The organism is Limosilactobacillus sp., from assembly GCF_022482365.1.
In the GTDB taxonomy this organism is placed as follows: Bacteria; Bacillota; Bacilli; order Lactobacillales; family Lactobacillaceae; genus Limosilactobacillus.
In genome coordinates, this window is record NZ_JAKVPE010000001.1 from 801,456 (window position 1) to 822,606 (window position 21,151).

Annotated in this window: 15 protein-coding genes; 3 read left to right on the top strand and 12 right to left on the bottom strand. The window is 55.0% G+C overall.

Going from position 1 to position 21,151, the window contains the following annotated elements; translation table 11 throughout:
• Nucleotides 1-122 precede the first annotated feature (122 nt).
• From ptsP to LKE23_RS03950, 3 genes are all read right to left on the bottom strand, one after another.
• Nucleotides 123-1,856 (bottom strand): phosphoenolpyruvate--protein phosphotransferase, encoded by a 1,734-nt coding sequence (gene ptsP / locus LKE23_RS03940; RefSeq protein ID WP_291978165.1) that lies wholly within the window; start codon nt 1,854-1,856, stop codon nt 123-125.
• Nucleotides 1,856-2,122 (bottom strand): phosphocarrier protein HPr, encoded by a 267-nt coding sequence (locus tag LKE23_RS03945; RefSeq protein ID WP_291978166.1) that lies wholly within the window; start codon nt 2,120-2,122, stop codon nt 1,856-1,858. Before LKE23_RS03945 ends, ptsP begins: the two co-directional genes overlap by 1 nt.
• Nucleotides 2,123-2,249: 127 nt before the next feature.
• Nucleotides 2,250-2,435: a hypothetical protein gene (locus LKE23_RS03950; RefSeq protein WP_291978167.1), complete on the bottom strand. Its 186-nt coding sequence runs from the start codon at nt 2,433-2,435 to the stop codon at nt 2,250-2,252.
• Nucleotides 2,436-2,698: 263 nt separating this feature from the next.
• On the opposite strand from LKE23_RS03950, the gene LKE23_RS03955 reads away from it, so the two are divergent.
• The gene (locus LKE23_RS03955; RefSeq protein WP_291978168.1) at nt 2,699-4,918 is read left to right on the top strand and encodes an ATP-dependent Clp protease ATP-binding subunit; all 2,220 of its coding nucleotides are present in this window, start codon (nt 2,699-2,701) and stop codon (nt 4,916-4,918) included.
• A gap of 43 nt (nt 4,919-4,961) precedes the next feature.
• On the opposite strand, the gene LKE23_RS03960 is transcribed toward LKE23_RS03955, so the two are convergent.
• Nucleotides 4,962-5,558, bottom strand: coding sequence for an ECF transporter S component (locus LKE23_RS03960; RefSeq protein WP_291978169.1), 597 nt, complete (start codon nt 5,556-5,558; stop codon nt 4,962-4,964).
• 126 nt (nt 5,559-5,684) lie between these two features.
• On the opposite strand from LKE23_RS03960, the gene LKE23_RS03965 reads away from it, so the two are divergent.
• On the top strand, nt 5,685-6,404 hold the full coding sequence (locus LKE23_RS03965; RefSeq protein ID WP_291978170.1) for a MucBP domain-containing protein: 720 nt from the start codon (nt 5,685-5,687) through the stop codon (nt 6,402-6,404).
• Between the two features lie 219 nt (nt 6,405-6,623).
• Here LKE23_RS03965 and LKE23_RS03970 read toward each other — a convergent pair whose 3' ends face one another.
• Nucleotides 6,624-7,733: an AI-2E family transporter gene (locus LKE23_RS03970; RefSeq protein WP_291978171.1), complete on the bottom strand. Its 1,110-nt coding sequence runs from the start codon at nt 7,731-7,733 to the stop codon at nt 6,624-6,626.
• A 209-nt stretch (nt 7,734-7,942) separates the two neighbouring features.
• On the opposite strand from LKE23_RS03970, the gene LKE23_RS03975 reads away from it, so the two are divergent.
• Complete coding sequence (locus LKE23_RS03975) at nt 7,943-8,515, top strand: hypothetical protein (RefSeq protein WP_291978172.1); 573 nt, start codon at nt 7,943-7,945, stop codon at nt 8,513-8,515.
• Between the two features lie 63 nt (nt 8,516-8,578).
• On the opposite strand, the gene LKE23_RS03980 is transcribed toward LKE23_RS03975, so the two are convergent.
• The 7 genes from LKE23_RS03980 to LKE23_RS04010 all read right to left on the bottom strand — a co-directional run bounded on the left by LKE23_RS03980 (nt 8,579) and on the right by LKE23_RS04010 (nt 21,142).
• Nucleotides 8,579-11,485, bottom strand: a complete 2,907-nt coding sequence (locus tag LKE23_RS03980; protein WP_291978173.1) for an LTA synthase family protein — start codon at nt 11,483-11,485, stop codon at nt 8,579-8,581.
• A gap of 109 nt (nt 11,486-11,594) precedes the next feature.
• Nucleotides 11,595-12,683 (bottom strand): hypothetical protein, encoded by a 1,089-nt coding sequence (locus LKE23_RS03985; protein ID WP_291978174.1) that lies wholly within the window; start codon nt 12,681-12,683, stop codon nt 11,595-11,597.
• A gap of 54 nt (nt 12,684-12,737) precedes the next feature.
• The gene (locus LKE23_RS03990) at nt 12,738-13,298 is read right to left on the bottom strand and encodes a hypothetical protein (RefSeq protein WP_291978175.1); all 561 of its coding nucleotides are present in this window, start codon (nt 13,296-13,298) and stop codon (nt 12,738-12,740) included.
• Between the two features lie 28 nt (nt 13,299-13,326).
• Nucleotides 13,327-14,514, bottom strand: a complete 1,188-nt coding sequence (locus LKE23_RS03995) for an NlpC/P60 family protein (protein ID WP_291978176.1) — start codon at nt 14,512-14,514, stop codon at nt 13,327-13,329.
• 190 nt (nt 14,515-14,704) lie between these two features.
• Nucleotides 14,705-16,627: an SEC10/PgrA surface exclusion domain-containing protein gene (locus LKE23_RS04000; protein WP_291978177.1), complete on the bottom strand. Its 1,923-nt coding sequence runs from the start codon at nt 16,625-16,627 to the stop codon at nt 14,705-14,707.
• A 140-nt stretch (nt 16,628-16,767) separates the two neighbouring features.
• Nucleotides 16,768-19,038 (bottom strand): KxYKxGKxW signal peptide domain-containing protein, encoded by a 2,271-nt coding sequence (locus LKE23_RS04005; protein ID WP_291978178.1) that lies wholly within the window; start codon nt 19,036-19,038, stop codon nt 16,768-16,770.
• Nucleotides 19,039-19,168: 130 nt separating this feature from the next.
• A complete protein-coding gene (locus tag LKE23_RS04010; protein ID WP_291978179.1) occupies nt 19,169-21,142 on the bottom strand; it encodes an SEC10/PgrA surface exclusion domain-containing protein in 1,974 nt (657 codons plus the stop codon).
• Nucleotides 21,143-21,151 lie beyond the last annotated feature (9 nt).

Consider the following 21,151-nt stretch of genomic DNA (forward strand, 5'->3'; position numbering starts at 1 on the left):
TTTGCTTAGGCCAATTATACTAGAAAATGACATTTCATACCATTTTATGATCAATTCGCGGCAGTGACAAGTTTTCCACCAAGAAATTAAAAAAGACGTAACCTTCTGCTTGAAGGTTGCGTCTATTCCTTGCGTAAAATGGGTACGTATTCCTTGACCAGCATCTCGACCTCGCGGGCACTGCGGGCAGCCAGGGCCCGGTGCACCAGTGGTTGGAGCTGGCGGTTATTGAGGTGACTGATTAAAGAACGGATCCGCAGAATTTGGCTGCTGTTCATCGAGAACTCGTCTAGGCCCATCGCCGTCAACAGCGGTGTAGCCAGCGGATTGCCGGCCATCTCGCCGCACATGCCGACCCACTTGCCCTCCGCATGGGCGGCGTCAATCACCCGCTTGACCAGGCGCAGGACGGCCGGGTGCAGCTCCTGGTAGAGGTAGGCCACCCGGGAATTGCCCCGGTCGGCCGCAAAGAGGTACTGGATCAGGTCATTGCTGCCGATGCTGAAAAAGTCAACGTCGGGGGCAAAGACGTCCGCCATCACGGCCGCCGACGGCACTTCCAGCATCATTCCAACCTCAACGCTATCGGCCACCGCCACGCCGGCCCGGCCGAGCTTCCGCCGTTCATCGTCCAGAATGTCCCGGGCCTGGGTAAATTCCTCCGGCGTGGCAATCATCGGGAACATGATTGCCAGTCTGCCATAAGCTGATGCCCGGAGCAGTGCCCGCAACTGGGGCCGCAAAATTTCCGGCTTAGCCAGCCCGATCCGGATCGCCCGAAAGCCCAGGTAAGGATTATCTTCGTGGGGCAGCTTGAACATCCCCAGGCGCTTATCGCCACCGATATCCAGCGTCCGGGCCACCACCCGTTGCTCACCCATTGCCGTGACGAACTTCTTATAGGTGCGGAACTGCTCGTCCTCGGTGGGCAGCTTTGTCTGGTCCATATAGAGGAATTCCGTCCGCAGAAGGCCAATCCCCTCGGCACCGTTGTCGTGGGCATACTTGATGTCATTGAGGGTCCCCACGTTGGCGCCGACCTCGTACTTGCGGCCATCCTTGCTGACGGTGTGCTGGTCGCGCAAGGCGCCCCAGACCTGTTGCTCCCGGGCAAACTCCCCCGCCAGCAACTGATAGTGCTCCAGTTGCTGGTCGGTTGGGCGCACGATTACCTTGCCGTGAATGCCGTCGACGATCAGCAGGTCGCCGTCCTCAATCTGGCTCGTCGCATTGTGGGTACCGACAACCACTGGCAGCGACAAGGTCTTGGACATGATGGAAAAGTGGGACGTCCGCCCACCATAATCGGTCACCAGCCCGGCAACGTAGCGGCGGTCGAACTGAGCCGTGTCGGTAGGCGTCACGTTCTTAGCCACGATAATTGCCCGGTGATCCAGGGCATTCGGGTCGGGAAGCTTTATCCCCAGCAGGTGGCTCAACAAGCGCTTGTACACGTCTTGCACCGCCAGGGCCCGCGACTGGAGATAGTCATTATCATTCATGTGTTCAAAGAGGTTCAGATAATGATCCGTCGTCACCTTGGCCGCCCACTCGGCTGTGTAGGCATTCCCCCTGATCAGGCGCTCAAGGTTCGCCAAAAGGACGGGATCGTTCAGTATTTCCAGCTGGGTGTCAACAACCGCGGCCGCCTGCTGACCCAGGTTCTGGTGGGCCCGCTGCCGAATCTGCTTAAGCTCCTTCGTCGTTAACGTAAAAGAATCACGAAGCCGGGCGACCTCATGATTCTTGTCAGCTGTATGCTGTTTCTTAATGGATAGATCTGACCCTACTAATAGGTAGGCCGGCGCAATGGCAATCCCACTGCTCGCCGCCAACCCAGTTAGCAGCAGTGACATTAGTCAGTCAATCCTTCCTTCTTCATCGTTTCAGCAACGGCGTCCAGTGCTTCCTTTTCGTCGTCACCGTTGGCAGTGATGGTAACCTCGGCGTTTTGACCAACACCCAGGGACATAACGCCCATGATGGACTTCAGGTTAACACTCTTGCCTTCGTATGACAGGGTTACATCGGAACCGTACTTAGATGCGGTCTGAACCAGAATAGTGGCAGGACGAGCATGAATACCAGTTTCTGCAGTAATAGTAAAATCACGTTTTTCCATACTTAATCAGTCTCCTTCGAGCAGATATAATAAATTATCAGTGGCCATACCGCTGATACACCTCGATATGTTTATTTTAGCAATTGTAAGCGTTAAATACAAGATCAGCCGGCGCTTTTGTCAACAATCAATCCTGGCGCAGGTGATAAACAATTTTACCCCCGATATTGGCCTTGCCCTCAATCTGGGTACGGTACGGATAAGCGTGATAGACCCGCTGGAAGGCCTGGAAATTCTCCGGCGTAATCACGAACTGGTCGATCTTGCCATCCCGCAAGTCGTCAAGCTCCTGCTCAAAATTCTCCTCTGCCATTTAATCACCTCATTTTTTCTTACATTATATTATGGCGAACTTTCCGTCACCTATTTTAGCATTCTTTGTCAAAGAGTGCTAAAATTTACAGTAAAGACTTTGACCATTGATGATCTACTTAGGGCGGCAAGGCTTTGCGATTTGATTAAGAAGAGTCTTTTGGCTTGCACTACGATAAAAAGTAAGTATAATGTAGTCATGGTCAAGAAAGGTCAAACTTTTATCTGACCTTTCGGAGATACTATCAAGGAGGTATTTATTCGATGCTCTGTCAAAATTGTCATCAAAATCCCGCAACGATTCACCTGCAGATGAATTTCAATGGTCAGCGGGTGCAAATTGACCTCTGCCAAAATTGCTATCAAAAATTACAAGACTTACAAACCAACATGATGAATGGGGGTAACGGAATGAACAACTTCAACTTCGGAAGCCTGGAAGACTTCATGAACGCCATGGGCAACATGCAAGGTCAGCCGGCCGGTGCCAATGGCCAGGCGGGCGGTGCCAATGGCCAGCGCCAGGGTGGTCGCCGTGGCGGCAAGGGCGTCCTCGGCCAGTACGGAATTAACCTGACCGACATGGCCCGCCAAGGCAAGATCGACCCGGTGATCGGCCGTGACAAGGAAATCAAGCGGGTCATCGAAATCCTCAATCGGCGGACCAAGAACAACCCGGTCCTGATCGGTGAAGCCGGTGTCGGGAAGACCGCCGTGGTTGAGGGCTTGGCCCAGGCGATCGTTTCCGGTGAGGTTCCGGAAAAGCTGGCGAATAAGGAAATTATCCGGCTCGACGTGGTTTCCCTGGTTCAGGGGACCGGGATCCGGGGCCAATTCGAAAAGCGGATGCAACAATTAATGGAAGAAGTCCGCAAGAACAAGAACATCATCCTCTTCATCGACGAAATCCACGAAATCATGGGTGCCGGCAACGCCGAGGGTGGCATGGACGCCGGGAACGTCTTGAAGCCAGCCCTTGCTCGGGGTGACTTCCAACTGCTCGGGGCCACGACCTTAAACGAATACCGGAAGATCGAAAAGGATGCTGCCCTCGCCCGGCGGTTCCAACCGGTTGAGGTCAACGAACCGTCCGTCGAGGAAACGATCAAGATCTTAAATGGGATTAAGGGTCGCTACCAGGATTACCACCACGTCAAGTACACCGACGACGCCATCGTGGCCGCCGCTAAGCTATCCGACCGTTACATCCAGGACCGTTTCCTGCCTGACAAGGCGATCGACCTGCTCGACGAAGCCGGTTCACGCAAGAACCTGACCCTGAAGACGGCCGACCCGAACACGATCGAAAACGAAATTCACACGGCCGAAGCCCACAAGCAACAGGCCGCTGACAACCAGGACTACGAAAAGGCTGCCTTCTACCGTGACCAAGTTTCCAAGCTGGAAAAGGCCAAGAAGGCCGCGGAAGAAAACCACACCGAGGACACCGCGACGGTCACCGTTCAGGACATGCAAAAGATCGTCGAGGAGAAGACCAACATCCCCGTTGGCGACCTACAGAAGCAAGAAGAAAACCAGCTGCGGGACCTCGACAAGAAGCTGGAGCAGCACGTTATCGGCCAAAACGAGGCCGTCAACAAGATTGCCCGGGCCATCCGGCGGAACCGGATTGGGCTCAACAAGTCTGGACGGCCGATTGGTTCCTTCCTCTTCGTTGGACCAACCGGTGTCGGGAAGACCGAAACGGCCAAGCAACTGGCTAAGCAGCTCTTCGGTTCTAAGGATGCCATGATCCGGTTCGACATGTCCGAATACATGGACAAGACTTCAACTTCCAAGCTGATCGGGGCCGCTCCTGGTTACGTCGGCTACGAGGAAGCCGGTCAACTGACCGAACAGGTTCGGCGTCACCCATACAGTCTGATCCTGCTCGATGAAGTTGAAAAGGCCCACCCGGACGTCATGCACATGTTCCTGCAGATCCTGGACGACGGGCGCCTGACCGATTCCCAGGGTCGGACGGTTTCCTTCAAGGACACGATCATCATCATGACCTCCAACGCCGGGACCGGTGACTCCACGGCCAGTGTCGGCTTCGGTGCCGAATCGAATGGTTCCACCCACTCGATTCTCGACAAGCTGACCAACTACTTCAAGCCAGAGTTTTTGAACCGGTTCGATGACATCGTTCAGTTCAACGCCCTGACCAAGCCGGACCTGATGAAGATCGTCAACCTGATGATCACCGACGTCAACAGCATGCTCAGCGACCGTGGCCTCCACATCGCCGTGCCGGATGACGTTGCCGAAAAGCTGGTCGACCTCGGCTACAACCCGAAGATGGGTGCCCGGCCGCTGCGGCGGGTTATCCAAGAACAGATCGAAGACCGGATTGCCGACTACGTTCTCGACCACAACGACGTCAAGAACCTGGCCGCTAAGCTCGACGACGATGGCAACATCACCGTCGTTGCGGCAGCGCCGGTTGCGACCGCGGATGCCAGCGTTGACAGCGATAAGTAATAAACAAGCTCACTCTAGCTTCAAGCCATGAGTGAGCTTTGGTTTACCGCATTCGCCGTCGTACCTCCAGCACCGGCAAGGCTACCAGCGGCACCACAATTACCGCCAAGGTTAGTTCGGCCACCCCGTTCGTTGCCATGATCGTCTCCAGAGCAGGCAGGAGGTGGTCAACGTTGACCCCGTACGCATGAGCGACCGCCGGGGTCCGGTAGAAAAGCGCCACGAAACCGAGGACTAGGCCGGTATTGGTGACCGTCCCACCGATCGCCGCCACGATTGCCGCCGCCCGTTGCGAATGGGCATAACGGTTGACCAGGCGAAAGAGCCAACCGGCGACCAGGCCGATCATGATCCGCGGCACGACCGAGACCAGGGGGTTCACGAATATCAACGGAGCTAGCGGGCTAGACGGCGCCACGAAGGCCCGGACCCAGGTCAAGAGGCCCCAGACGCCACCGATGATGGCCCCCTCCCCCGGTCCTAGGGTAATTGCGGCAATGATGACCGTCACGTGTAGAGTCGTGATGCTCAAGGGGCCCAGCGGGATGTTGCCAAAGAACGGCACAAAGTCCTGTAAGATGATGATTGCAATGAAGATGGCGCGCGTGGCGTTGCGCCGAATTCGTTGGTGGCGTGTCATGATGTTTCCCCCGTTTATTTGAATAAGTCGATTTTAACAGTCCTGGACAATTTTCACCACTATTCTTTCTTGTCCCCGAAAAGCGGTATAATAAAGGTTAAAGATTAAATTTGACGGGGTGTAATTATGTTTGAGCAATTTAAGACCGGCAACCCGATCTGGGTCTACTATGTCGATATCGATTCCGGCGCCAACCTGGTGGTTCCGCAGCTGCTGCGGGGCCGGCTCGGCCAGGCCTACCAGGTCGAAAAAAAGGAGTTTCCACACTATCGCTATGTTAAGACCGAGGGCCAGGCCGCGGGAACCTTTGACATGAGTCAGCACAGCGTTCGGATCTTCTACCGCAAGGAAAACTGGGGCGAGGTTCAGTCTATCGAGATGTTCCTCAAGCTCGATGCTCCGGCAGTCATTTACGATACGGTCAACGGAATGCCGGTTGGCCAGCCCCTGCCGGAGGACATCACCATCAAGGCCTTCAACCGGGTGGCCACCAAGGATGGCGAATTCTGGTACGAGATCGGTGCCGACCAGTGGATCAAGTACGATCAGATGCACGTGGTCGACAATCCCTTCGGCGGCCCGAACGACAAGATCGATTCCCGCCTGGCCCAGCGCCTGACCGTCCTGCCCCTGCACGACATCCCGGCCACCGTCGACTACATCCCCGGCAAGTCGGTCGACGTTTACGATTCACCGTATGGGGAAGCCGTCGACAAGCTGGCGGATGGTCAGGAGATCAAGCTGACTGGCAAACTCAGCGACAACAACGAGATCACCTGGTATCAGCTCGCCCCCGACCGCTACATCTCGGGCAACTACGTCCAAGTAAATGATGAGGATGAATAGAGTGAGTGGGAAATAACCAGCAAAGTGGGGCGAGAGGCTACTAGGACGGGAGTCGGCGCTGAAGGCGTCGGCTTTCGTCCGTAGTCAAATAGACTTGCTTCGCTGCGCTAGACACTAGCCCCACGGTTACGACGCGAAGCTAGCCTTTGGTTTTCCACGTTATCGTTTTAATAAAAGAATCGCTCAGCCATGGTTGGTTGAGCGATTTTTATTTTCAGACTATTCTTCCTTTGCCGGATGTTCAATCCGGTAGATGTCAAAGAAGTATTCGGCGACCGTCTTGACGACCGCGTAGGCGGGGATGCAGAGAATCATGCCGCCGATTCCGGCGATGTGCCCCGCCGCCAGCAGGAGCAGGATGATCGTCAGCGGGTGGATCTTCAGGCTCCGGCCAATGATGTTCGGGTAGACGATGTTACCGTCAATCTGCTGAACGATTATGACGACGATGATCACCGGAATGATCTTGTTCGGGGCCATTGTCAGTGCAACAAAGAGCGCCGGCGCAATCCCAATGTAGGGGCCGATGTAGGGGATGATGTTGCAGAGGCCGGCCGCGATCCCCAGCACCAGGGCCAGCGGTTGGTTGATGATCAGATAGCCGATCGAGGTAAAGATCCCGACGAAGAGGCATTCGATCACCTGACCGGAGATGTAGGAGGACAGGGTGTCGTTCATCTTGGTCAGCAGCTGTCCCACTTCCTTGGCGTGGTGCGGCGACAACCACTTCTGGATACTAGGGGTCAGCTTCGAGCCGTCCTTGAGCATGTAAAAGAGCATCACTGGCACCGTGATCGTCACCACGGTAACGTTGGTGACGGCCCCAATGATGTCCCCGACCCGCGACGAGAGGCCCTTTAAGATCATCTGAGCGTATTTGGCCAGCTGGTGGTCAAACTGCCGGTAGTAGGACGTCAGGTCGACGCTCTTGAGGAACGAATGCTGGATGGTGTTATTCAACAAGTGCTGGATCCCGCTAACCGTCTGCGGCAGGTGCGTGACCAAAGTGGTAATTTCCTTGATTACGGGCGGGATCAGCAAGAAGAGGCCCCAGACGATGATCAGGATTAGGGCCGCCACCAGGAGGAGGCTGGCCAAGCCCTTGTTAATCTGGTGACCGCGAATCTTGATCTTGAGCATTAATTTCAGGATTGGGCTCAGCATGTAATACAAAAAGCCCGAGAGGATCAGCGGCACGAAGACCACCGAGATAAAGGTTAGAAACGGTTTGAAAATGAACTGGATCTTGGTGCAGACAAAAATCAGCGTGGCCAAGATCAGCAGCAACAGCGGCCAAAACAGCCGCCGGTAGAATTTACGACTAGACATCTTTCTCATCCTTAAACTTTATTGAGTCTTTTCATATCATAAGCTAAATCGCCGCTGATTGATAGGTAGAATTTTACTTGCGCGAAGATTTATTTTACAAAAAATAACAAATTCTTTCGATTGAGTTACATTAATATTTCAAACGTGTTACAATTAATGTATCAAAAAGCTAACAATGTTGAAACATTGCGGAAGGGGTGCTATCTATTATGAAGCTTAACAAGAAGATCTTAAACAGTTCGTTGGTAATCATGCTGGCATTGGGACTCGGCGGTTGCGCCGTTAGTTCCGCGCCAACGACCCACAAGGCAAGCGAGGCCACTAGTGCCAAGGTTGTCAAGCAGAGCAGCAAGAAGAATACCGATAAGTCGGCTAAAGCGGATAATAAGGCAGCCACCCAGAAGTCCGCAAGTCAAGCCACGAGCACGAGCAGCAGCGCCAGTTCAACTGCCGCAAGCTCCACGCAGGCAACAAACGTAAGCAGCGCTAGCGCCAAGGAAAGCCTGGCCGCAACGACCAAGACGACCAGCGAGAACACTGCTACTACTGTTGCTACTAACAAGACGGCTCAGACGGCCACCAGCAAGGCCGCCAGTCAGCAAAAGCAAGAAGTTCAGCTCGGTCTCGGTGACGTTGCCAGCTGGACCGATGACAACGGTACGACCCACCACGTTGACAGCGATGGGATGGACCGTTACACCACCAAGGGCAGCCAGGACATCCAATACCAAGACTGGTCCGGCAGCCTGCCGCAGAATGTCGTTGTTAGCCACAACGATTAATTGCTAATCAATAGCATCCCTACTAAAGAAGGAGTTACGTGTGATCGCGCGTAACTCCCTTTTTTACTTTAAATATTTCAAAACGTAATGGTGACCGGCTGTAATGTCGTACTGGAGCAGCTGGTAGTCGTGCCACAGCTGCTTTTGGTGCTTGGTGAAGCTCTTCTTCTTGACGACCTTCCCCTGCTGGTTGACAAATTCGTTGCGGTCCGCCGTCTGGTCGCTGCTGGACTGGTTAAAGTTCACCGCCACGGCCGGCAGCTGCTCGTACACCCGGGTCAGCAGCGCCTGGTACCAATTAACCCGCGAGTTGGTCTGCTTGGCAACCATCGCTATGAAGTCGTTCGGATCAACGATCTTGCTGTTGGCCTTCAGGCTGTGGGCCCCGTGCCGGCGTGCATAGCGGTTCGAGTAGATAAAGTAGTCGGTCTCGTGGAGCTTCAGACCGTCGGTGGCCATGCTATTGCCGTAGATGCCCGGCAAGTGATCCCCGTAGAAGACCACGGTGATCGGCTTATTGATCCGGTCGATCTGCTTGATGAACTGCTTGACGTAGTTGTCGGTGTAGTGAATCCCGGTGATGTAGTCGGTCAGCGAATTCTTATCCGTCCCGCTGGAAACGGTCTTGGCCTGGTATTGAGACAGATTGTTGTAATAATTCTGGTCAAACGGCAGGTGGTTCTGCATCGTGATCAGATTAATAAACTGACCGCCGGAATGGCCCTTGATCTGGTCCAGCGTGTTGGCATAGGCCGTTTTGTCCGACAGGTAGGGACTGCGGTCGATCTTGTGCTGGTGCTTGATCGGGTACTTGCTGCCGAGGTAGAGGAACTTGTCAAAGCCAAACTTCTTGTAAACCGCGATCCGGCTGTAGAAAACGCCCTGGTATGGGTGGATGGCCACCGCGTGCTTGAAGCTGTCGACCACCGACGGATCCTTGGCCAGCCGGGTTACCAGCTGGGTGTAAGGCACCGCCAGCGTCGGCAGGAAGTTGCTGAGGCTCAGCCCGGTCAGGGTCATGTATTCCATGTTCGCCGTTCCCCCACCGTAGCCGGAGCTGAGCATCAGGCCACCGGTCGTCTTTTTCTTGAGACTCGTGATGTAAGGAACCGGATTCTTCGTCAGGGTCACGCCCGGCACTCGCTGTGGATTGGCAAAGCTCTCACTCAGGTTAAAGATCACCGTCTGGTCACCCAGCTTGTTGGTCCGGTGGCGATTAATCTGAGCCGCTTCCTTTTGATAGCGGCGAACAACCCGCTTCATTGTCGCTGCTGAGTAGCCACTGGGCTTTTTCATGACCTCGCTGTCGACGTTGTTTAAGAACTGCAGCGTCGGGCCGTTCCTCCGTGCCCCGTCCAGCTGACTGTAAAAGGTCGGTTGGTCGCCCAGCGAAGTCAGAAAGTTATTCAGCGGTCCCTGCTGGTTCCAGAAAAAGCTGGTTGCCAAAAGCAACGGCAAAACTAGCAGCCAGCTGATCCGGCGCCGCCAGGACCAGGTCAAGCGCAGCGGCATTTTCTTCTCGGCTAAAACGACCAGGACCACCAGTATGAGAATCGCAATGCTCCCCATCAGCAGCGTTTTTGTGTCCACCATCTTGATCAGTTCAACGTTGAGCGCCGACAGGTCGGCCGGAAGCACCGGCTCGTTGCGGGACTGGATCTTAACCCGGCTCCCCACAATGAAAATCAGGTTGAAGATCACCACGATGGCGAGGCTGGTCCAGTAGCGCTTGGTCAGTGCCTGAAAGAACTTGACCCCGGAAAAGATGATCAGGGCCGTCATCAACAGGAGTGGTTCCCGTTGCCCGAGGGCGTAAGCAAGGGTGTTGTAGGTGGCGTTATCGATGTAGATCCGCCAGCCCTCGTTCATCAGCAGCATCGAGATCACCGCGATCAGGTAGGCCACCCCAAAGACGAGGAGGTTCGGCCCCAGGCGACGGCCCCAGCGCTTAATAACGGCCAGTTGATCGCGCGGTGTCCTGCTGCTAAAGCGGTGCAGGCGGTCATTGAAGCGGACCACTAGCGGCACGCGGGCCCAGAATTGCCAAAACACCGCCACCACCATTGCGAGCACTACGACCACCAGGGTCAGGAGGGCCACCCGTCCCGTGGACCGGTCCAGCGAACTCGCCAGGCTGGTGCAGACGTTCAGCGTCGCGGTCGCCTCCACCAGCGGCAAAAAGGCCCAGGTCAGTCGAACCGGTATCGTCGTTAAGGTCCCCTCGCCCAGCAGCTTAACCACGCTTAAAGCAATGAGCACCGTCAGAATATTCACCGGGGTGGAATAGCGGGTGATCGTGGCGCCGTTAATGCTAAACCAGGGCATCACCACCTGGAGCCCGGTATTGAACAACAGGGCTCCGGCGCCAAGCAGCTCCCACCAGCGCTTCCCCCAGTTGAGGAGATGCTGATGACTCTCCAGCCAGCCGAGGAGGAACACTAGCGCGTAGAAAATGCTGGTGGTCTGTTCTCGCCAGCCAAAGATGCTAGGCGTAAAAATCGTCGAGGCGGTGATCATGGCCAGGCTCAGCCCACCAATCACTGCTTGCCAGCGTCGGGTAAGCTGATCGCTGATCCGGCCGAGCACTAGGCCGAGCAAGATCCCACTGATCAATGGGTACGAGTTCCGCAGGATCGGCAGGGCCGCATCATAGAAGGCCGTGGTCATTTCACTGGTGCTGAACAGGCTGATGATTAAACTGAGCAAGCAGCCGACAAACAGCGTATTCAGCCAGATCTTCACCAGCTGGGCCTTGGCATCGACGACCCGGCGTGCCAGGGAGGCCCCGAGCAGCAGAATTAAAATGTCCGGACCGATCATCGTCAAACCGCGGCTGACATTGAATATCACCGTTGCCAGGTCCCAGCCGTGGTTGCTAGTGATTTGCGGATTTAGCCGCCAGTAAAGCTGACTAAAACCCGCCCACCCCAAAATAATCAGGTAGGCGAGTCGTCCCCTAGTTTTCTTCACTGAAAAACACCTCGCTTCGTTGAAAACTATTATAGACGTTAAATATTGCAAATCTGTGACATATCGAAAAAACTAGCGATTGTCCTCAAAAAACAGTCGCTAGTTTTGCTTACTTATTCTTGATGATTTCACCATGACGAAGGACTATTGGGCTCTGCAGTGGTCGGACGGTTGACCAATGGCGACCGGCTAAGTCACTGGTTGCATAGTGTAGCCCATGGTAGACAACACCATTAGCTGCGGTTTGCTCCATTGTATCAAAATACAACCAAATCCGGTTGCCACTAACCAAGGCTTCAACCCCTTCTTTATAGCCCGGGCCAAGATCGAGGTGATGCATCTGATAGTTTCCCGTAGCAGTAGGTGCAGTCCCCATCATCAGTTGCTGGCGACTCTCATCCTTGCAAAACAAGTAGTACTTTCCGCGATAGTATTGAATATGCGGATCAATCACGTTTTCTGGAAAATTCCCTTGCAAACGCTTCCAACGTCTTCCAACCCGGTGATGGGTAAAAGTAGTGAGGTAAAGCTGGTGATGCAGATAAGAATCGTGGGTTTTCGACATCACTACCCATGTTCGTCCTTTGGAACCACTAACGAACTCGGGCGCCCAGTCCTGGGAATAACTGAAACCGTGATCAGCTGGCCATTTAATTTCTTGCCAGTGGCTAAAGTCAGTGGTCGACAGTAACCCCCGAGTATAAATAATGAAGTACCGTTTCCCTTGCCGCATAATACTGGGATCTCGCACACTGAGTGCCGGATAATTGGCACTGACCACCCGGTAGCGATTAAAGCGATCACCGACGATTAGTCGTAAGGTATCTCGGCCGCTGGTTGGTCGATTATAGCGCCGTTCCAAAATCGCCGGATCTGTCTGACCGCCGTGCTGAATGGGCACCGTCGTCGGCTGAAAGGTAACGCCAATGTATTTTGCATTATGAATCACCTTTCGCGGATCCTGCCGTGGTACATAGGTTCCCACAATCATGTGCTGAGAATGGTGATAAGCAACCTTCTTTAAGCGGTACCCATTCTGATGACTAGCTTGCAGGATACGGACAAGTCGGGTAGACCGGTCTGGGGCAATCGACGCCCCATTTTGGTCCAGGTAACGAAAGGTTGTCCAATGCATCCCAAATACAATCAAGGCCACTAGCACCCCCACTGTACAACCGAGTACAATCTTCTTTTTCACAATAAATCTCCCCATCAAAAAAGAGGTTGGGAATTCACCCAGCCTCAGCTAAATTTATTCTTCAGTTACTGACGTGGCGGTCACGTGGTAGGTGTGGCCATTCCCGCTGACCGTCCAATCGTTAACCCCATTCTGAGTGGCCGTGTAGCCATCGATCTCATCCATTGACGGAACGTCCGGCCGTGCTTGACCGTTGACACCGGCCTCGTTGAGCTTATTTAAGATGTGTTCCTTAACGATGTTCTTGGCGTCGGTGGCCGTCATCTGGACCTGACTTGTGGAATCACTATTCGCCTTAACGGCACTGGAATGGTCGCCGGTCTTGATAACGCTGTACTGCCCCTGTGTCTTCTGGGAGCTGCTTGCCTGGCTCGCGCCGGATTGAGAATTAGTCGTCACCTGGGAGCTAGCGGACTGGGCAGTCGAACTGCTGTCTTGCTTGCTCTCACTCTTCGCGGTGGTGTTCTTCTTGGTCGTTGAACTCGAAGGCTTCACAACCTTGGCTGACCGCGCCTCACTATCCTTGCTTGAATTTGTCGAAGTCGAATTGCCACATGCGGCAAGGGTCAACACCAGCGAACCAGCAGCGAATAAAGTCACAAATTTTTTATACATATAGATTTAGACACTCCTCAATACGGTATTACAGAGTTACGTAATAACTAGCGTTGTAGTACTTGTTGTAGCCGATCTTGACAACGTCACCCGGCTCTGGGGCGTGAACGTAGGCACCGTTCCCCAGGGAGATGGCAACATGGTATGGAGCACTGTCGCTACCGAAGAAGAGCAGGGCACCCTTTGGAGCGTTAGCAACGTCGTAGTGGTGCTTGCCCAGGGTCTGCTGCTGACTAGTCGTCCGGTAGTTGCTGCCCAGGCCGTAAGCCCATTGTACTAAACCGGAACAGTCAAAGCCAGTGGATGGCTTGTTGCCACCCCAAACGTAGGCGGTACCACGCACGGACAGGGCCTTGTTGACGGCGGCACTGTGATCGTCAACCCAGGAACCATCGCTGTTGAAGTGGTAGCTCTGGCCGTTGATGGTCTGGTCGCCGGTGGCCATCCAGGCGTTCGTCGTGTCGAAGTAGTACCACTTGTTGTTGATCTTCTGCCAGCCGGTCAGAGCGTTGGCGTTGTTATTATCAAAGTAGTACCAGTTGCCGGCACCAGACTTGTACCAACCAGTGTTGGCCCAAGCGTTGGTTTCGTCGAAGTGGTACCAGTTGTTGTTGATCTTCTGCCAGCCAGTATCGGCCCAGGCGTTGGTCTGGTCAAAGTTGTACCAGTTGTTGTTGATCTTCTGCCAACCGGTGTCTGCCCAAGCGTTGTTGTTATCAAAGTAGTACCAGTTGCCGGCATCGGACTTGTACCAGCCGGTCTTGGCGGAACCGTCGTCGTTGAAGAGGTACCAGTTGGAATTAGATTGGTACCAACCGGTCTTGGCGGCGCCGTTGTCGCCAAAGTAGTACCAGCTGTTGTTGACATTTTCCCAGGTGTTGGTAGCGTAATTGTTGGCGTCCTTGTTGTAGTAGTAAGTCCCGCCATCGCGCTGAACCAGGCCGGATTCACTCGGCTGAGCAGCGTCATCATTGGTAGCGGCGGCGTTCTTCATCGTCCCGGTCAGCTGAACGGTCGTGGTCTGGCCATCCGTCGTCAGCTGGTCGCTGGAAGTTGCTTGGTTAGTCTGCGCAGTCACTGCAGTGTCGGTGGTGGTATCCGCCTGACCATCAACAGTTGCCATCGTCATACCGAGCGTCAGGGAAGCCAAAGCAACCATTGCCATGCTGAACCACTGCTTGCCACTCTTATATAACTTGAACCGTTTCTTAACCATAGATTAAAATTACAACTCCTTTATTTTTCCCGTTTCACAACAGTTATTACTATACACCGCGAAATGAGAAAATCCGGGAATGTCGTCGCTTTGTTATTAATTGTGTTGGTCCTGTAATATTCGTGTAATTTCTTGTAAAAAAAGTGGGACAGAACTCGCTTGCGCGTTCTGTCCCACCGTCTCATTACTACTAGTCGGCGTAACCGAGCCAGTAACCATTATTATCAAAATTGCTGTAACGACCGTCAACCTTTACGTGACCGGTCTGCATCTTGCCCTGGTCGTCAAAGTAGAACCAGTGACCCAGGTACTGCCAGCCGGTGTCGGCCCAAGCGTTCGTCGGGTCGAAGTAGTACCAGCTGTCGCCAATCTTTTGCCAGCCGGTCAGGGCCCAGGCGTTGGTGCTATCGAAGTAGTAGCGGTGGCCGTTAATCGTCTGCCAGCCACTGAGTGAAGCACCATCGCTGCCGAAGTAGTACCAGTTACCGGCACCGGACTTGTACCAGCCAGTGACTGCGGCGCCACTGCCGTTGAAGAGGTACCAGTGACCATTGACCTTTTTCCAGCCAGTCTGCATGGCACCACTGCCGTTCAGCAGGTAGGTTGCACCGTTGATCTTTTGCAGCCCCGTTGCCATCTGGCCGTTAGACTGCAGGTAGTACCAGGCACCGTTGATCCACTGCCAGCCCGTCAACATCCAATCGTTGGTTGGATCCAGGTAGTACCAGCTGTTGCCGAGCTTTAGCCAACCGGCATCCGCCCAGGCGTTGTTGTTGTCAAAGTAGTACCAGTGACCGTTAATCCACTGCCAGCCGCTGGCAGAAGCGCCGTCGCTGCCAAAGTAGTACCAGTTGCCGGCACCGGACTTGTACCAGCCAGTGACTGCGGCGCCACTGCCGTTGAAGAGGTACCAGTGACCATTGACCTTTTGCCAGCCAGTCTGCATGGCCCCGCTGTTGTTCAGCAGGTAGGTTGCGCCATTGATCTTCTGCAGCCCCGTTGCCATCTGACCGTTGGATGAATTCAGATAGTACCAGGCACCGTTGATCTTCTGCCAGCCGGTTTGAAGCTTGCCGTTATTGTCGTAGTGATACCAGACACCGTTAACCTGACTCCAGCCAGGCTGGTGGGTCGTAGTGGTCTGCTGGCTACCGTTGTTCAGCTGCTCAGCCTTTGGCCAGATAAAGTGCATGTCGACCCGCTGAACGTTGAAGTTGAAGTGCCCCACCACGTTGCCGTTGCTGTCGGTCGTGGTCCCGCTGTTCGTCGCGCTGGTGATGGATGGGTAAACCCCCATCACGGTGCCGTGCGTATTAGTCAGGAAGTTCTGGGCGTGGCCAAAGTTATCATTAGCATCCTGGAAGAGCATCCCCATGACCCCGTAGTAGATCATCGCCTGCAGGTCGTCCATATTGGTGACGACAATCAGTGGCAGATGGCTGCTGTCGGTCAGTTCGCTGCCCCGGACGGCCGCGAAGTGCTCGTAGCCGAGGTTGGCGATGTTGTCGTGGTAGAGGCCATAGGCACTGATGTTTTCAGATGCCCCCTGCAGAATGCTCTGGTCGTGCCAGCCGTTATTCAACAGTGAAATCTGCTTGTTCTGGTACTGACCGGCCATGTTCTTGGCCACGTCAATGCTGCCCGCCGTCTGGGTAAAGCCGCTCTCGCCGAACTTGCTCCGGACCTGGTTGACCAGGTTTAAGGCAAAGTTGTTCATCTGGCTGGTTTGGTCCGCATTCAGGTTCGATACGTCAACGCTCTCGCTAGCGGTCTGTGGATCAGAGGTGTAGTTGTTCATCCGCATACCCTGGCCCGCGGTGTTGTTCTGGAAATTAACGGCCGCCGTGTTGTCGTGGATGCTGCCCACCGCATTCAGCGTGTAGCCGTTCGGAATGTTGACCTGCTGGTTGTACTGGCTAGCGGCCGCCTTGGCAGTCGCAGCGTGCAGGTCGGTTGCCGAAATCGTGGCCGAGCTAATTGCCTGCTGCGTCGGCGTGGTCGTTGCCGTCGGGTCAACCTGAGTGTCGGCCTTGACGTTGCTGTCGATCGCCACTAACCCCATCGTCGTGGTCAGGGCTGCGACCATCGTCCATCGAGCAATTTTTCTATTCATGTTACTCCCCCCACAATAAATCAATGATATTCAATACATATCAATTGTATCACTTTCGTCCACTGACAGCCGCCCACATTTGGCAATGAAAAAGGAACTTCCACGGGAAATCTTCCCAGAAGTTCCTCTCTTCTTAATGCTTAGCCGTGGTTGCGAATAACGGTCTCCGGGTTGAGCCAGGTTCCACCACCCGTTGGCTGCGACGAATCGGACCAGCTTGGCTGGAAGGAGTGGGCCAGGTCCTCACCATAGTTCGGGCTGGTGTTAATGCCGAGGTGCAGATGCCCCAGGTCCCGGTAGCCGATTACCTGACCAGGGTAGACGATGTCGTTGCGGCTAACCGTGATCTTGTTCCGGTTGCTGAAGGCCTCCTGGTAGACGTAGAGGTACTTGCCGTCGTAGATCGTGACGAACCACCAGAGGGTCTTGCCCTGGTCGTCACGAACCGTGTTGACGTCCAGCACCTTCCCACCGTGGACGGCGTGGACCGCTGAGCCAGGGTGATCGGAGGAGCCGAAGTCAAGCCCGTCGTGGTAGCCGTTCTCCCGTGGATAGCTCGAGTAGCCAAAGCGTTGGCCTGGCAGGAAGTAACCTTCCCCAGCCTGTGGGAACGGCCAGCTCCAGCCATCGTTCCATGGCTCGGCCGTCTCGGCGCCACTCGTGCCGAAGTTGTAGCAGTGACCGTCGACCCATTGAACGCCGGTGTACATCTGGCCATAGGTATCATCGGAGTAAACCCAGTGTTCGTCGGGCTGGCTGGCGTAATAGCCGTCGGCGAAGTAGTACCAGTGACCATTGATGTACTGCCAGCCGGTCATTGCCCAAGCGTTGGTTGGGTCAAAGTAGTACCAGAAGCCGGCCGCACTCTGGTACCAACCGGTCGTGGCCGTCCCGTTGTCGGCGAAGTGGTACCAATTGCCGGCCGTTGACTTGTACCAGCCGGTCGTGGCCGCACCCTGGTCACCGAAGTAGTACCAGCTGCCGTTGATCTTTTGCCATTGGTTGCTGAGGAAGCGATCGGCACCGCGGTTGTAATAGTAATAGCTGCCGTTGATCTTAATCAGGCCGTCAGCAAGTGTGGACGTGTCGATATCCCCGCTGTTCGCATCAAAATTAAAGGTCCGCCCATCGCTGGTCAGCTGGGTTTGCCGACTGCCCGTCTGTGAATCGTAGTAGATCAGCTTGCCGGTGGCCGGGTCGAGGATCAGCCCCCGCTCCTGGTGGCCGGTAGCGGGATCAAAGTAGTAGTGGTAGCCATCGATCTCCGTGTCCCCGGTTGCCATCCGAGCCTGTGAATCGAAGTGGTACTCGTTGCCGTTGATGTTGCTCCAACCAAAGACGGCGGAACCATCAGCGTTGAAGTAGGACCAGGCGCCGTCGATCCACTGCCAACCAGTCTTCATTGCGCCGTACGTGCCGTCATGGTCTTCATTCAGGTAGTAACGCTTTTGGTTGATCGTCTGCCAGCCGGTCTTCATTTGATCCTGGTTGGCCGGGTCAAAGTAGAACCAGTTATTGTCGATCCACTGCCAGCCACTGAGCGCGGCCCCGCTGCCATTCAGGTAGCGCCAGGCACCGTCAGCCCACTGCCAGCCGGTCTTCATCGCGCCGTACGTGCCGTCGTGACTTTCGTTCAGGTAGTAGAGCTGGTTGTTGATCGTCTGCAGGCCAGTTTCCATCTGACCATGAGCTGCCGAATTGAAGTAGTACCAGTTGCCGTCGATCTTTTGCCAGCCGGTGTCGGCCCAGGTCTGACTCGGGTCGAAATAGTACCAGCTGTTGTTGAGGTTCTGCCAGCCCCGCAGCGTCCAGGCATTGGCGTTGTCACCGTAATACCACTTGCCGCTCGCAGTCTGGAACCAACCGGTCTTGGCCTTGCCGGTGTTGTCAAAGTAGTACCAGTTGGTGGCCGGGCTCTGGTACCAGCCGGTCCGAGCGGCGCCGTTGTCGGCAAAGTCGTACCAGCTGCCGTTCAGGTTCTGCCAGCCAGTCTTCATCGCCCCATAGGTTCCGTCGTGCTGCTCGTTCAGGTAATAGGTGGCGTTATTGATCGTCTGCAAGCCGGTCTCCATGGCGTTACTCTGCTGGTTCAGGTAGTACCAGTTATTGCTGATGCTCTGCCAGCCGGTCTGACTGTTACCGTTAGTGAAATAGTACCAGTTGCCGTTGTCAGTCTGCCAACCATTGGCTGCCTGACCCTCGGCATTCTTCCAGGTGCCATCGGCCTGCTTGGTGTAGCCGGCAACGCTCTGCTGCGTCGTCACCGTGGTGGTCGTGGTGCCCGCAGTCGTCGTGGTATTAGCGTCATCCGCCTGCGCCGGTGCGGCCATGGTCAGGCCGAGTCCGGCCGTCAGCAGGCAGGCAATTAACCACTTTTTCCCCGCTTTGTACAGCTTAAAGTGTGTCTTCATTGCTTCATTACTCCCCTTTGAAATCAGTCGTTACAGGAACATTCTACCACCACTGTCACTTTTCCTTAAGGGGTGATAAATAAAAAACGCCTTAGGACGGTGAAGCCCCAAAGCGTTTCAAAATTAATATTTAGTAGCCAAGCCAGTGGCCATTATTGGCGAAGTGGTAGAGGCGGCCGTTGATCCGCACGCTGCCGGTTTCCATCTTGCCGTTGGCGTCGAAGTAGTACCACTGACCGTTGATGTAGTGCCAGCCGGTCAGGGCCCAGGCGTTGGTTGGGTCGAAGTAGTACCAGTTGCCGTTAACGGTCTTAAACCAGCCCTTCACTGCCCAGGCATTGTCCAGGTCAAAGAAGTACCAGTGACCGTTGATCCGTTGCCAGCCGGTGTCGGCCCAGGCGTTCGTCGGATCGAAGTAGTACCAGTTACCGGCGGCCGTCTGGAACCAGCCCTTCATTGCCCAGACGTTCTGGGTGTCGAAGTAGTACCAGCGGTTGTTGATCTTCTGCCAGCCCTTCAGCGCCCACGCATTCGTCGGGTCAAAGTAGAACCAGTTGCCCGCCGCGGATTGGAACCAACCAGTGTCGGCCCAAGCGTTCGTTGGATCGAAGTAGTACCAGTTCTGGGCGGCCGTCTGGAACCAGCCCTTCAGCGCCCAGGCGTTGTTGTCGTCGAAGTAGTACCAACGACCATTAATCTTCTGCCAGTTAGTGGCTGTCTGTGCCGTGTCCGGGTTAAAGTAGTACCAATTGCCTGCCCCAGACTTATACCAGCCGGTCTGTGCAGCCCCATCGGTATTGAAGTAGTACCAGTGGGAATTGATCGACTGCCAGCCGGTCAGGAACTTACTGTTCTCAAAGCGGTACAGCTTGCCGTTGATCGTCCGCCAGCCGGTTACCGTGCCGGACGTGTTTGAGCTCGACGGCTGCGTCGGCTGAGCTGGCTGCTTTGGCGTGACCGTTTCACCAGTCGTTGTCGATTGCGCAGGAGTCGACGGCTGCTGGGCCGGCGTCGATGGCTGAGCAGCGGGAGTAGTTGGCTGCACAGGAGTGGTCGGCTGCGCGGGAGTGGTTGGCTGGGTTGACGGTGCCGAGGACTGAGTCTCGTTGGAAGTCCCCTGAGCCCAAATGAAGTGCATGTCGACGTTCTTCAGCTTGTACTGGAAGTGCGTCCCATTCGAATAGAGGCCGGTGCCGTAGCCATCAAGGATGGACGGGTAAACCGCCATCGTCGGGATCGGCTGGTAGTTCGTCAGGAAGTTCTGAGCATGGCCGTAGATGTCACTGGCGTCGTCAAAGAGCATCGTCGTGACACCGTAGTAAATCATGGCACGCAGGTCATCCATCGTGGTCACCGTGAACAGGGGAATACTGTTTTCGTTGACGAAGTCGCTGCCCTTGGCGGTCGCAAACGGCCGCACGAGGGTCCCCCACTGGTTATCGGCGTAGATTTGCATGGCGGAGATGTTTTCACTGTCATTCAACAGGATGGTCTCGTCATGCCAGTAACCAGTCAGCAGTGACTCCTTCTTGTTCTGGTACTGCAGAGCCTTATTCCGGACTTCGGCAATCGTTCCGGCGTCCTGGCTGTAGGCGGACTCGCCAAAGGCCGCCCGAGCGTTGTTAACCAAGTTCAGGGCATACTGGTTCATCTCGCGAACCTGCTGGTCGGTTAACTGGTCGATGTTGATCGACTCGGCCGCCGCCGCACTGTTGGATTGGTAGTTGTTGCTGGTCAATCCCGGCAGGGCCTTCTTGTTGAATTCATTGGCCGCCGACAGGTTATTGATACTGCGCAGGTCACTCAAGTTATAACCACTCGGGAAATTGATCTGCTGGGCTGCGGTTACATCGTTGGAATAGGCCGCAGCATTAGAATAGCTAGCCGCCTTGGCCGTAGCAGCGCTGGCTGTTGCCCCACTGACTGCGACGGAACTGCTCGCCACCTGCTGACTTCCGGCAGCGGATTGGTTCAGCGTCGTTGCAACGTTAGTGGTCTCACCGGTCGGTGCATCATCGGCCCGGACGTTGTTGACCATTGAGACGGTACCAAATGCCATCGTCAGGGCCGTCAGCGCCGTTAACTTTAGTACTTTCTTATCCATTACTAACCC

Excerpts from the sequence above, each read along its gene's own strand:
- LKE23_RS03995 (WP_291978176.1), bottom strand. The coding sequence starts at position 14,514 with ATGGTTAAGAAACGGTTCAAGTTATATAAGAGTGGCAAGCAGTGGTTC.
- LKE23_RS03970 (WP_291978171.1), bottom strand. The coding sequence starts at position 7,733 with ATGTCTAGTCGTAAATTCTACCGGCGGCTGTTTTGGCCGCTGTTGCTG.
- LKE23_RS04000 (WP_291978177.1), bottom strand. The coding sequence starts at position 16,627 with ATGAATAGAAAAATTGCTCGATGGACGATGGTCGCAGCCCTGACCACG.
- LKE23_RS03945 (WP_291978166.1), bottom strand. The coding sequence starts at position 2,122 with ATGGAAAAACGTGATTTTACTATTACTGCAGAAACTGGTATTCATGCT.
- LKE23_RS03960 (WP_291978169.1), bottom strand. The coding sequence starts at position 5,558 with ATGACACGCCACCAACGAATTCGGCGCAACGCCACGCGCGCCATCTTC.
- LKE23_RS04005 (WP_291978178.1), bottom strand. The coding sequence starts at position 19,038 with ATGAAGACACACTTTAAGCTGTACAAAGCGGGGAAAAAGTGGTTAATT.
- LKE23_RS03965 (WP_291978170.1), top strand. The coding sequence starts at position 5,685 with ATGTTTGAGCAATTTAAGACCGGCAACCCGATCTGGGTCTACTATGTC.
- LKE23_RS03950 (WP_291978167.1), bottom strand. The coding sequence starts at position 2,435 with ATGGCAGAGGAGAATTTTGAGCAGGAGCTTGACGACTTGCGGGATGGC.
- LKE23_RS04010 (WP_291978179.1), bottom strand. The coding sequence starts at position 21,142 with ATGGATAAGAAAGTACTAAAGTTAACGGCGCTGACGGCCCTGACGATG.
- LKE23_RS03975 (WP_291978172.1), top strand. The coding sequence starts at position 7,943 with ATGAAGCTTAACAAGAAGATCTTAAACAGTTCGTTGGTAATCATGCTG.
- LKE23_RS03955 (WP_291978168.1), top strand. The coding sequence starts at position 2,699 with ATGCTCTGTCAAAATTGTCATCAAAATCCCGCAACGATTCACCTGCAG.
- ptsP (WP_291978165.1), bottom strand. The coding sequence starts at position 1,856 with ATGTCACTGCTGCTAACTGGGTTGGCGGCGAGCAGTGGGATTGCCATT.
- LKE23_RS03990 (WP_291978175.1), bottom strand. The coding sequence starts at position 13,298 with ATGTATAAAAAATTTGTGACTTTATTCGCTGCTGGTTCGCTGGTGTTG.